Annotated in this window: 12 protein-coding genes and 1 pseudogene; 1 reads left to right on the forward strand and 12 read right to left on the reverse strand. The window is 34.5% G+C overall.

The features are described from left to right. Positions 1-27 precede the first annotated feature (27 nt). The 9 genes and pseudogenes from IGL30_RS11165 to IGL30_RS11205 all read right to left on the reverse strand — a co-directional run bounded on the left by IGL30_RS11165 (position 28) and on the right by IGL30_RS11205 (position 7145). Positions 28-342, reverse strand: coding sequence for a PTS lactose/cellobiose transporter subunit IIA (locus IGL30_RS11165; RefSeq protein ID WP_002305088.1), 315 nt, complete (start codon positions 340-342; stop codon positions 28-30). A 55-nt stretch (positions 343-397) separates the two neighbouring features. Then, complete coding sequence (locus IGL30_RS11170; protein ID WP_002319286.1) at positions 398-1762, reverse strand: PTS sugar transporter subunit IIC; 1365 nt, start codon at positions 1760-1762, stop codon at positions 398-400. Positions 1763-1780: 18 nt separating this feature from the next. Further along, positions 1781-2083, reverse strand: a complete 303-nt coding sequence (locus IGL30_RS11175; protein WP_002305086.1) for a PTS sugar transporter subunit IIB — start codon at positions 2081-2083, stop codon at positions 1781-1783. 47 nt (positions 2084-2130) lie between these two features. Further along, positions 2131-3570 (reverse strand): glycoside hydrolase family 1 protein, encoded by a 1440-nt coding sequence (locus tag IGL30_RS11180; protein WP_002305084.1) that lies wholly within the window; start codon positions 3568-3570, stop codon positions 2131-2133. Between the two features lie 73 nt (positions 3571-3643). Beyond that, positions 3644-4537 carry an ROK family protein gene (locus IGL30_RS11185; RefSeq protein ID WP_002305082.1) on the reverse strand — a complete coding sequence of 298 codons (894 nt, stop codon included), beginning with the start codon at positions 4535-4537 and terminating at the stop codon, positions 3644-3646. A 474-nt stretch (positions 4538-5011) separates the two neighbouring features. Further along, the gene (arcC, locus tag IGL30_RS11190) at positions 5012-5953 is read right to left on the reverse strand and encodes a carbamate kinase (RefSeq protein WP_375371694.1); all 942 of its coding nucleotides are present in this window, start codon (positions 5951-5953) and stop codon (positions 5012-5014) included. 50 nt (positions 5954-6003) lie between these two features. After that, a complete protein-coding gene (locus IGL30_RS11195; protein WP_374220267.1) occupies positions 6004-6546 on the reverse strand; it encodes a DUF2877 domain-containing protein in 543 nt (180 codons plus the stop codon). Next, positions 6520-6810, reverse strand: a pseudogene (locus tag IGL30_RS11200) (4'-phosphopantetheinyl transferase); the annotation flags it as partial. The gene IGL30_RS11195 and the pseudogene IGL30_RS11200, both read right to left, overlap by 27 nt. Positions 6811-6836: 26 nt before the next feature. Beyond that, positions 6837-7145 (reverse strand): DUF960 domain-containing protein, encoded by a 309-nt coding sequence (locus IGL30_RS11205; protein ID WP_086284680.1) that lies wholly within the window; start codon positions 7143-7145, stop codon positions 6837-6839. Positions 7146-7253: 108 nt separating this feature from the next. Here IGL30_RS11205 and IGL30_RS11210 point away from each other — a divergent pair. Beyond that, a protein-coding gene (locus IGL30_RS11210) for an IS3 family transposase (protein WP_218192801.1) occupies positions 7254-8416 on the forward strand; the annotation gives its coding sequence in 2 pieces (ribosomal slippage) (positions 7254-7530 and positions 7530-8416; 1164 coding nt in all). An 895-nt stretch (positions 8417-9311) separates the two neighbouring features. Here IGL30_RS11210 and IGL30_RS11215 read toward each other — a convergent pair. From IGL30_RS11215 to IGL30_RS11225, 3 genes are all read right to left on the reverse strand, one after another. Further along, positions 9312-10016, reverse strand: coding sequence for a Firmicu-CTERM sorting domain-containing protein (locus IGL30_RS11215; RefSeq protein ID WP_002326402.1), 705 nt, complete (start codon positions 10014-10016; stop codon positions 9312-9314). 62 nt (positions 10017-10078) lie between these two features. Beyond that, on the reverse strand, positions 10079-11248 hold the full coding sequence (locus tag IGL30_RS11220; protein ID WP_162783196.1) for a GGDEF domain-containing protein: 1170 nt from the start codon (positions 11246-11248) through the stop codon (positions 10079-10081). Between the two features lie 17 nt (positions 11249-11265). Next, a complete protein-coding gene (locus IGL30_RS11225; protein ID WP_104858010.1) occupies positions 11266-11970 on the reverse strand; it encodes an EAL domain-containing protein in 705 nt (234 codons plus the stop codon). Positions 11971-12139: the final 169 nt, after the last annotated feature.

Genomic DNA, 12139 nt, shown 5'->3' on the forward strand with positions numbered 1-12139 from the left:
GTCTAATATTTTCTCTTTCATGTTCACTTATTTATTGTTTAACTGTTTGAACATTTCTATCATTTCTTCGATTAATAATTTAGTTGTCTCCGTCGACATCAATTGATCTTCTGCGTGCATGATTATTAACGAAAGTTCAACTTTTTCGCCAGCAGCTTCTTTTTGTATCAAAGAAGTATGTGCATGATGGCCTTTCACAAAATATTCCGATGCTTCAGCCATTTTCTTTTCTGCTTCATTGTACTTTCCTTTTCTGGCATCTCTTAATGCTTCAATAGCCAATGATTTGGCCATTCCAACATTACTGATTATACTAAAAGCAGTTAATTCAATTCCTTCCATGTGTAAATCTCCTATCTTGAATCTTTCGGTTTGTTCTCAGCGTACTGCAGCTTTTTTAAATCGATTCTACTACTTCTTGTGACTGTATTTCATTCTCCATTTCATCTTCAATAATCGCTGCTTTATTCGCTGCGATTACAAACGGCGAGTAAATCAATACACTCACCGCAAGACAGATGAATCCGACAAACAGTGCGACGATATTTCCGCCTGTACCCAAGAAAGGCATCAATGGTCCTGGTGTTGTCCAAGGAATACCAATCGTTACCGGCGGCATAATCTTAAGAATCATAACTGCGGTATAACCAATCATAATGTTAACCAGTGGCGCAATAATAAATGGAATAATGTAAATCGGATTCAGAATAATCGGTAAACCAAAGATAACCATTTCGTTTATATTGAACAAACCGGGTACAAAAGAAAGTTTGCCAATACTTTTCGATTCCTTATTTTTCGAGAAAATCAATATAGCAATGATTAGACCCAATGTCGCTCCTGAACCGCCATATTCAGCGAAAGCAGTAGCTAAACCACTGTACGTTATCGGATAAGGCGCTCCCCATGTAGTACCGCTTTCAGCATAATGTAAGAGGTTTGCGTTTCCGGCTTCCGAGAACATGGTATCTCGAATAGCTGCAATCGTATTTGGTCCGTGTATTCCCATAGCCCATAGCAATTGAGATAATAATGCTAAAATAATCACTGAGAATAAACTTTGACTCATTCTGGTCAATGGTGTTTGAATGATGTTATAAATTAATTCATGTAATCCGCCCGGTGCAGCCATTTTTACAAAGTAGTTGAGGACGGAGAAGAAAATCGTCGTGATGATAATCGGAATCAACACTTTGAAGGATCTTGCAACTGCTGGAGGTACTTGTTCTGGCATTTTAATTTCTAACTTATCTGATTTTGCTAATCTAGACATTAGTTCGCCGACCAAGAGCCCAACCAAAATTGCTACAAACAACCCTTGTGCGCCCATATATTGATTTGTTAGATAATTTACTCCTTCATTATCGAAATAATCAGGATAGATGATGAAATAAACAGAGATTGCGGTCAAACCTGTCAACAAATCATCGCCTTCCATTAGTTTCGCAAGGTTTCTGGCTATCAAAAACACAATCAGAATCGAGAAAATATCAGCTGAACCTTTAACAACTGGAGCGAACACTGCTTGGAATTTAACAATACCCGGAAAAAGTTTATCGAATTGCAAGATTTTAAACATGAATCCATCTGCTGACAAGAAAACATTATTCAATAACACCATCAATGATCCTGCCATCGTTAATGGGAATGATAAAATAAAAGCATCTCTTACTGCGCATATGTGTCTTTGAGCGTTCAACTTTGTAGATAAAGGCACTAACAATCTTTCTATAGCACTTTGAAATTTGTCCATAAAACTCATTTTTTTTAGCCTCCTTTCCTAGTTTATTTTTTGTAAAGCATCTTCTAAAATCGCTTTTCCATTCATCATTCCATACAGCCGCATGTCCATCACTTCTACGGGAATTCTGCCTTTTACAAGTTTTTCAACGGTCCCTTTCTGGAAACGCACTTGTGGTCCTAAAAGAACGATATCGACATTATCAACGGCCGTACTTGCCTCTGCAACTGGAAGAGCATCTATTTCTACTTCAATTCCTTTTTCCTTTGCGGAGTTTCTCATTTTGGTCACAAGCAAACTTGTGGACATTCCTGCTGAACATACTAGTAAAATTTTTTTCATGGTCTATCTCTCCTTGTTTTTTCATATTCATTGATTGTGAACGATTCTTATAACTCTTCTCCATTGGTGCGAATAACATTTTTGTACCAATAGAAGCTGTTCTTTTTGATTCTTCTCAAATCTTTTTGATCATTTTCATCTCTGTCCACATACACAAATCCATAGCGTTTTTGATAACCATTCAACCAGCTTAACAAATCTGTAAATGACCACGTGCAGTAGCCTAGAAGATCAACACCATCTGTTATTGCTTCTTTACAAGCCTTGATATGTGCGCTCAAGTAATCGATTCTGTGAGCATCATTGACAGTGTCGTCTTCTTCAAGCTTGTCGAATTCTCCAAGCCCGTTTTCTGTAATAAGTATTGGAAGATTATATTTGCTGGTCAATCTTCTTAGTCCAATTCTTAAACCAGTAGGATCAATTGCCCAGTCCCAATTTGTTGTTTCCAGATGTGCATTTTTTGCATTTTTATAAACTCCGGGTAATCCGCTTTCTTTAGTGGTGCCTTTTTTACCTGTGTTATTGATACCTTCCGATTGCCCTACTCCATCAAGCGGATTGAATGCAACTGTGCTTGTTTGGTAATAATTTATTCCGATAAAATCTGGTTTTACTCTTTCCAACAATTCAAGATCTCCATCTTCAATAGTGGGTGCGATCCCAAGTCTTTCGTAATATTTAAAAGCGAACACTGGATATTTACCTTTGCAATAAACATCGAGCCACCAATTGCAATTTAAATCCTCTGCATTTTCTGCGGATAAAACATCTTTTGGATCGCAACTGAATGGATAAACTGGTCCAAATGCAAAGCTTGGTCCAATCATACCGTCTGGAACATATTTTTTGAAGGATTCAATTACGGTAGCATTAGCTAAGTTCGCTATATGATTCGCCTCAAGCATTCTCTTTTGATCTTTAACAGCTGGCGGGTGCATAGCGGTTACGTAACCTAGTGTTACAAATATATTTTGTTCATTCAATGATACCCAGTGCTTAACTTTATTCCCAAATCTCTTGAATAACGTTACACAGTATTCATTAAAATCATGAATGATTTCTCTTGATTCCCATCCGCCGTACAAATCTTGAAGATGTTGAGGTAAATCCCAATGGTACAACGTAATGATTGGTTGGATATTGTTCGCGATAAGTTCATCTATCAAGTTTTCATAAAATTTTAAGCCTTCTTCATTTACTTCATTTCTTCCATTGGGATAAATACGTGTCCATGCAATTGAGAATCTATAAGCTTTCAATCCCATTTCAGCCATTAAAGCTACGTCTTCTTTGTATCTATTGTAATGGTCGACCGCGATATTCCCGTTTGTATTCTTAAATGTTGTCCCCGGTTGGCGGGTGTACACATCCCATACACTTTCCCCCTTTCCATCTTTGTCCCATGCTCCTTCAACCTGATACGCTGCAGATGCCGATCCCCATAGGAAATCATCTTGGAATTTGTCTAATTCTTCGTATATCACTGAATCTTCTCCTCCGTTTTCAATATAAATTTATTTTCAAACATTCTTTCTTGAAACAAAACTGTTGTGTATTTTAGATAGAAGCTTTTATAACAGCACCCAGTATGTTGGCATCGTTATTATGCTTGCATCTATTAATTTCGGTAGTAATAAAATCCGCTTCTAAATACTCCCTACAGGTTTTCTTATACGTTTCTCTTACTTTATTGATGAACCAGTTTTCTTCGGATATTCCTCCACCGATGCATATCACTTCAGGATTATAAAAAACGGTGATTACTATTAATTGAGCCACTATGTTTCCTATCCATTCATCTACTGAAGACACAGCTGATTCATTTCCGTTTAGGTACTTCTTGCAAACCTCATTTCCATACTGAACCTGCTCCTCCCGATTAGCTTTTTTATTGTATAAATTAACCAATCCGGTTATCGAAGCATAATCACCCATCTTATCAAGGCCGCCTATCTCAGCGTTTACAAAAGGCATATTATGGAATTCCCCCGCAAACGAATCTTTTCCATACACAACTCCGTTTTCGTCGCATATGCATCCGCCTGTTCCTGTACCTATAATCAAAAACGCTGAAGATTTGTATCCCTTTGCATTTCCAATTTTAAACTCACATAAACCTGCCGCTTTTGCATCATTGATTGCGGACACTTTTTTATTTGTCCTTTTGTTGATTTCATTATTGATATTTGTGCCGTACATTATAGCTACGTTAGGAGCAGCATAGGATTTAACATTCGAGTCTTCATCAATAAGGCCGGGTGCGCTTACACCGATTTTGTCAATTTCATCTACATTTCTTATATTTGAACATATATAATCGTAAAATTCGTCGGCTGTATTGTACTTAACCGTTTCGACTTTCCACTTCTCTTTGATGCGATGTTGCTTGTCTATTAATGCATACTTAATGAACGTCCCTCCTATGTCTATTCCTAAACTTATTTTCCCCATAACACTTCTCCTTAAAATGAAGGTCTTGCAGTTTGCCTTCTTATATTGCAGCTTGATTCAAACTCATAAACGCGCGTTCATGATTTGTTAAAAAGAAAAACGATACGCTCATTTCCACCTTTTTTTATACGATGAACATCCCATGAACGCGCGTTTATGGATATAGCATATACTGAAAGCAATTACATTTCAATACTTTTTTTATTTTTTTTATTTTTTATGTGTAGTTTTTGTTTAAAAAGTACCTTTTAATTCCACCAATACTAAAAAATAAGGGAGCGATTTCATCTTCATTTAACCAGTTTTTAAAGTACAGAGCAAATTTCTGGGCTGTACTTTATTTTTTTGACTTCAAAATTGATAGAAATGAACATTTTGATTTTCATTATCATTTTTCAGAAAAAAATACCTTCTCAAGTTAATAAATCAACTTAAGAAGGTATAGATTTTTATCACGCTAAACTGTTAAAGCAATTATTTTATTACCGTTGTTACATCACCGTTACCATCAAATAATTTACCAGCATTTTCTAATGATGTAATAATCGCTTTTCCATCTTTCGCATTTTCAACAAATTCAATTGCTGCTTCTACTTTTGGTAACATGCTGCCAGGAGCGAATTGGTTTTGTTTTATATATTCTTTTAATTCATCGACCGTTACGTCGGTTAATTTTTTTTGGTCTGGTTTATTCCAATTGACATAGACATTGTCTACCCCAGTCAAAATAATCAAATAGTCCGCTCCAACTAATTCAGCAAGTTTTGCTGCTGCGAAGTCCTTATCAATAACCGCTTCAATTCCTGTAAATCCTTCCTCAGAGGCGATTACCGGAATTCCACCGCCACCGGCAGCAATCGTAATCACACCGTTATCTGTCAATGATTCTACAATTGGGTATTCTAAAATACTCTTTGGTTTTGGTGAGGGTACAACTTTACGCCAACCACAACCAGCATCTTCAATAAAGGTCCCGTTCCCTTTTTTCATTTCAACCTTTGCTTCTTCCTCGCTTAAAAATGGACCAATCGGTTTTGATGGATTTTCAAAAGCCGGATCATTTTCATCCACTTGTACTTGAGTAACTAAAGAAACAACTGGCTTTTCAATATTATGAGCAATCAATGCTTCACGTAAAGCATTTTGCATCCAAAAATCAATACTTCCTTGTGTCATTGCCACAAGAGAGTCCAGCGGAAATGCTGGATTTTTTTCTGAATCTGCTGCGGCATGCTGAAGCAACAAATTCCCTACCTGCGGACCGTTTCCATGAGTGATCATAATTTGGTGGCCCTCTTTTACAAAACTGACTAAATGCTCACTTGTTTGACGCAATGATTCTTTTTGTGCTTCCGCTGTTGGAATATCTGTTAAAATGGCGTTTCCACCTAAAGCAACAACTATTTTTTTCGGCATATTTCCATTCTCCCTTACTCTCGCTTTTTATAAAAATCAACGACCGCTCTTCATGACAAAGATTTCTCTAGTTTCTGCAAAAATAAAAAAATACCAAAAAGCGTGTCCCATCCGGAAGTGTGTCCATAATCAGCAATTCTTGAAATAGCTTCATTCCAGTCAGTCATTTTTTTATCTTTGATTATTTGCAACAGAGAGACAAACTGAGTGCTTATGTAACCAGATAACAAAGCTTTGTAGTAAGCATCACTTACTTTTGTTGTTTGTGTACGCTCTAATTGAGTTAAAATGAACGAAGACCATTCCATTGGCATAGAAAAAGAGTTTGACATCATAATCATGCCCATCAACATGTCATCCCCACTTGGTGTAAGGCCTATTCCTCTTCCTAAAAAGTGAGCTACGAACTGCTGAAAAAACTCATGATTTTCCCAATTTGCATCCAAGAATTCTTCTATTAACAATTGATCACGTTCATTTGCAACTAATTCAGTTTTCTCATCAATTCCTAAAGATTGGAAATTGTTCTTTAAATTATAAATCAACTTTGGGTTGATTTCATCTATCGTTCCTTCAATCTGACTCCAAACCAATCGTCCTTCTACCAGTAACCCACGAACAAATTCTCGCTGGCTGGTAATATCTGTAATGAAATAAACTACATAGTCTTTTCCATCTTCTGGTGCGCAATAAATATAAAGATGTGTCATCACTAAACGTGGTAGATGAACATCTTTAGGAAGTGTACCTATTTCAATTTCCTCTTTTTCCATCGTAACGGATTCATAGCCCCACTCTTCAGAAGCAGTGACCAGCTGTGCACACTTTTCCAGTACTTCGATAGCCGTTTCTAACAAGTCCTTTCGTTCCTTTCTTTTAGATACTAGTATTCTCCTGGTAATAACATCGTTTGATACTCACCCGAATCAATGGCCCATATTTTTTGAGACACTGATTTCAAACGAAGCTTAGGTGAAATCAGATACTCTTTTCTTTCTTCCGGTTCTTCTTGACGATGAACCAACTTTTGATTTCCTTTTTCCGTAGAAAATTCAAAAATTTGAAGATAGTCTAAAGGAAGTTGCTTTTGAACGTTTTGATCGATTAGATTCCAACATAAAGCTTGTAATTCCACTGATAAACTGTCCATTACTCCCTTTGTGACATAACGTTGTCCTTTATTTTGAAACATTTCTTTTCCCTCCTTTGCCATAAAAATAGCCCATGGATAGGCTACAATTAACTAGACAGAAAAATTAAGGTGTGTAGACTAGAAGAAAACATACCAGGAGGAATTTTTATGTCTAAGAGAACACGAAGAACTTTTTCACAAGAATTCAAGCAACAAATCGTCAATCTTTACTTAGCTGGAAAGCCACGTGTAGAAATCATTCGAGAATATGAACTAACGGTTTCAGCATTTGACAAATGGGTAAAGCAATCTAAAACGAGTGGTTCATTCAAAGAAAAAGATAATCTTACGCCTGAACAAAAAGAATTGTTAGAACTACGTAAAAGAAACCAGCAATTAGAAATGGAAAATGATATTTTAAAGCAAGCAGCGCTGATATTCGGACGAAGAGACAAGTAATCGATGCGAATAAGCATCTTTACCCTATATCAGCGATGTGCAGAATATTAGGTCTATCACGTCAGTCCTATTATTATCAATCAAAACCAAAGAAAGACGAATCAGAACTTGAAGAAGTAGTCGCTGAAGAATTTATCCGCAGCCGAAAGGCCTACGGCTCAAGAAAAATAAAAAAAGCCTTATCAAAACGAGGCATTCAGATCAGCCGACGAAAAATTAGTAGAATCATGAAAAATAGAGGATTAAAATCGAGCTATACTGTTGCTTATTTTAAAGTACATCATTCTACTTGCAATGAAGCCAAAACGACAAACGTATTGAATCGTAAATTCTTAAGAGACAACCCATTAGAAGCGATCGTAACAGACTTGACTTATGTACGAGTCGGGAAAAAATGGAATTATGTCTGTTTCATTTTGGATCTGTTCAATCGAGAAATTCTCGGCTATTCTTGTGGAGAACATAAAGATGCCGTTCTAGTAAAAAAAGCATTTAGCCGTATCAAACAACCTCTGACAGAGGTTGAGATTTTTCATACTGATCGTGGAAAAGAGTTTGATAACCAAGCTATTGATGAATTATTAACAACTTTTGACATCAATCGATCATTGAGTCATAAAGGCTGTCCTTTTGATAATGCCGTAGCTGAATCAACTTATAAGTCGTTGAAAGTAGAATTTGTCTATCAATACACATTTGAAACCTTACAACAATTGGATTTGGAGTTATTTGACTATGTCAATTGGTGGAACCACCTTCGGTTGCACGGTACACTTGGCTACGAGACACCGGTTGGTTACCGTAACCAGAGATTGGCGCAGCGAATCCTTGATAATGAGCTCGGATGTGCTAACGCTAGCGAGGCAGTCTAACTTTAACTGTTAGCTCCTGCCGAAGATCGTCACATCCGAGGAGGCTCATTGTCAAGGACAATCGGAATAGCATACGGAAAGAAGTTCTGCACCTTATAAAATTTGTCAAAAAAACTGTTGCCATTCCATATTAATACCTATGATTGTGTATAGGGATTCTTGTTTTTTACTTAAGATTGATCGATATCTAAAAAAAATATATTCAGCTAAAATAACTAATTACTTGAATTAATAAAAATCCACCTTTACTTGCTCTCTTATATCTAGTTTTTTCCAGCGCTTTTAAACGATTAGGTTCTTCAAATCTTTTAAATAAACGCTTTTCAAAGTCTGATTTAGGGCGTGGAGTATATTTTTTTCTTCATGCAATAATCACCTCTTAAAAAATTCTTACATCTATTATTACCACATTTGGATATAAATAAAATGATTTTCTAAATCATTGTAAATTTGCTAAATTACATGGAGTGTTTTTCCTTCACAAATACCAATACAACAAGATATTTCTTAAGATTATATCGCAATAAAAACGAATAGGATGATACATATTTTCAAATGTAACATAGTTAAGTAAATCTCTATATTATTTTTACAATTGCGTTGGCATAGAATTTTAATCAATCACTATATTCACTCATTCCATAAAGTTGTTTCCATCTAGATATAGTAATTATATGTTCTATATTCTTTTAAAATATAATAATTTATGTAAAAAAGAGGGGTAACCACTTCCCCAAAATTCCCCCTCAAAATATCTTAAAAGATATCTTTAATTCTATTATAAGAAATTTGAAATAATTAAATCAAGACATCTTTAACCACAAAAATTGTTATTCAAATACAATTTTTGTGGTTATACTATAGCTATTTCCTCATAAATATTCCTAATTATTAATCAAGAAATTCTTGAGAGTAAGTTTTTTATTTTAATTTTTTGGGATTTCTCTTTTTTCCATAAAGAATAACCTACGATTACTGCTGCAATTCCGGCAAGTATCCATGGCCCAGTGCTTCCTCCTGCTACAGAAATCATCTGCTGTCCCAAATTGTTATTGCTATAAGTGATAGTTTGACTGCTTGTTGCTTCTACTTTCAATTGCTCAAAAGGAGCTGCAACTTCCACTGTATCTGAGTAAGAAGTAGCGCTATAATTCGTTTTTACACGAGTAAGTTTCCCTGGAATCGTTAAGTTAACAGTATTATCTTCAGCCCAAAAATTGACCTGAACATCTTTTGTTTGACCAATAACTGACAGGTCTTCACTATTAAATACATTAATAAATGTCATCCAATACACTTTGTTTCCAATTGTCAACCTATGTCCACTTGGTTGTAAATTACGGTAGTTATGTCCTTCTGGTGCCATATCCAAACAGAAATACAAGTTCTTATCATCCGTGACTAGGCTAGCATATTTAATATTTTGTCCATTTTCATAAGAAAAAAACATTTTAGTCTTTGGCAAGTCTGACCAGTCACTAAATGCACCATCAATCACAATATCATACTTATTGTCTGCATGAGCATTTATTGTCAAAAAAACATCCGTTATTACCATGACTAGTAAAGCGATAAGCAACTGATAGTATTTTTTTTTCATTTGGTTCTCCTCCCTAATAACCGCTATAAATACTGTAAAAGTAGAAACACAATCTATTCTAATTAGGTAATATAATTGATTTTACCATCCATAAATATGGCATTACGTCCCGCGCGCTTAGCGATATATAAGTATTCATCCGCACGCTTATAAAGATCCTTCTTACTATGATCCGTTATATTATAATGAGATACACCAGTGGAAATGGTTACTCGAATTTCTTCTCCCTCAATAATGAAGGAAAAATTTTTTATCTTTTTACTTATCACTTTCAAGATATCCAAAATATCATGATGTTGTTCTTCTTGAAATAATAACCCGAACTCTTCCCCCCCAATCCGAAATACCTGATTTTCTAATTGATATTGAAAGAGTGTTTCTTCAATGATTTGAGCTACACTTTTTAAAATTCTATCACCTGTATCATGTCCATAATTATCATTGATCCTTTTAAAATGGTCGATGTCGACTATAGCAAGCACCAAACTATTTTTTAAATTCGGAGAATCGAACCGTTTCTTAAATTCTTGTTCAAAAGTCAATCGATTTTTTATACCAGTCAAAAAATCTATTTGAACTTGGTTTGATAATTCATTTATTTTTGCAAATTGTTTATACACTAATCTGTTGACTAAACGAACTATAATCATCAAAAAAAGAAAGTTTAATAAGAAAACAATATATGTAGGAAAATCAAATTTCAAAGATGGATTCATTTTGAATCCCCAAGTAGATCCGAAAAGAAAAATTGACAAAAAGAATGTAGAAAAATCTGTTAGGGCTCTATCTTCTAAAACCAAAACAAGATAACATGATAAAAAGATCCCTCCTATAATAGCTATTGAAATAATGTAATCTTGTGTTGTGTGATATTCTCCTTGATACATATAGTAAAAGGTAATAATACTGCCTAGAAACACATTAAAGTAAATGACCCATTTTTCTCTAAATAGATATAAACTATAGAAAAGAATGACCATTTGTAAATCAATATTTTGAACAACAATACCATAAGCGTAATTCTGAATAATGTAAGAAAAACCAGGTACCCCTTGCAAAATTAACAAACTATTGATTATAATCAATATCCAAATAATTCTTTTTAGACTACTTTTTGTTTCAAAAACAGGTGATTGAGTTACTCCCATAAAAATCATGTAGTTACAAAAAAGGAGTCCCATTACAATAAATAGCCGAATAATCATAAAATACATTCCATAAAATATTTCCATCAAAAACTTCCTCCTTATCAATCGATATTTTGGAGCCTTTTCGGTATCGAGTAAAGATAGCCTTGATGATAACAAGAAATATTTGTTTCTAACCATTGTGCAAATTCTTGATTTTCTATTCCTTCAACAACAAAGAGCTTATCTAACTGAATCGCAATGCTTGCAAACAACTTTATAATTTGCTTCAAAGTTTCTTCCGAAGTTGTTTTCCTAAATACCATTGTTGAAAATTTGATGATATGAAAGTAATTTTTCATTTTAAACATAGCACTTAAAGAATTAATCCCTTGACCAACATCATCTATAGAAACTGTGTAACCAAATTGGATAATTTTTTTTAAAGCATCTTCGTTTATTAAAGAGTAATAGGGGTAGTTTCTCTTAAGGGGCGGAGTTTCTGTGATTTCAATAATTAATTGATGCTTATACCGCCTCAACTCTTCAAGCAGTAAAAAGGTGGAGTCGTACTCTAACTCTTGTGGGTCTAAATTAAGACTAAAAATTTTTTTCGGATTATTTTCTAAGATCTTAATTAACGTTTTCTTTAGCCAATACATATATAGCCAATGTTTATCTAGATCGCTAATTATACTCAAATGAAAATCTTCAGGAAAAATACTTTCACTTTCTTTTTTTCTTAATAATAACTCATAATAAATTGTTTTCTTCGTTTCTGGGTGATGAATCCCCTGACAAAAAAAATTTAAATCATTATAATTCATTACCAAAAAATACTCCCTTCACAATTTTTCAAAAAATATGATTATTCCAATATACTTACTATTCGCTTAAACAAAATAATACTTGATGTGGGATATTCTCCTTGATACATATAGTAAAAAACAACAATTATACTTAGAAAATATCAAAGCAAACGAACCATTTTTATCA

It is taken from the genome of Enterococcus sp. DIV1089c (assembly GCF_050530965.1).
In the GTDB taxonomy this organism is placed as follows: domain Bacteria; phylum Bacillota; class Bacilli; order Lactobacillales; family Enterococcaceae; genus Enterococcus_B; species Enterococcus_B hirae.

Coding starts and splice junctions, on each gene's coding strand:
- IGL30_RS11225 (WP_104858010.1), bottom strand. CDS start 11,970: ATGAATTATAATGATTTAAATTTTTTTTGTCAGGGGATTCATCACCCA.
- IGL30_RS11165 (WP_002305088.1), bottom strand. CDS start 342: ATGGAAGGAATTGAATTAACTGCTTTTAGTATAATCAGTAATGTTGGA.
- arcC (WP_375371694.1), bottom strand. CDS start 5,953: ATGCCGAAAAAAATAGTTGTTGCTTTAGGTGGAAACGCCATTTTAACA.
- IGL30_RS11170 (WP_002319286.1), bottom strand. CDS start 1,762: ATGAGTTTTATGGACAAATTTCAAAGTGCTATAGAAAGATTGTTAGTG.
- IGL30_RS11185 (WP_002305082.1), bottom strand. CDS start 4,537: ATGGGGAAAATAAGTTTAGGAATAGACATAGGAGGGACGTTCATTAAG.
- IGL30_RS11215 (WP_002326402.1), bottom strand. CDS start 10,016: ATGAAAAAAAAATACTATCAGTTGCTTATCGCTTTACTAGTCATGGTA.
- IGL30_RS11205 (WP_086284680.1), bottom strand. CDS start 7,145: ATGTTTCAAAATAAAGGACAACGTTATGTCACAAAGGGAGTAATGGAC.
- IGL30_RS11175 (WP_002305086.1), bottom strand. CDS start 2,083: ATGAAAAAAATTTTACTAGTATGTTCAGCAGGAATGTCCACAAGTTTG.
- IGL30_RS11220 (WP_162783196.1), bottom strand. CDS start 11,248: ATGGAAATATTTTATGGAATGTATTTTATGATTATTCGGCTATTTATT.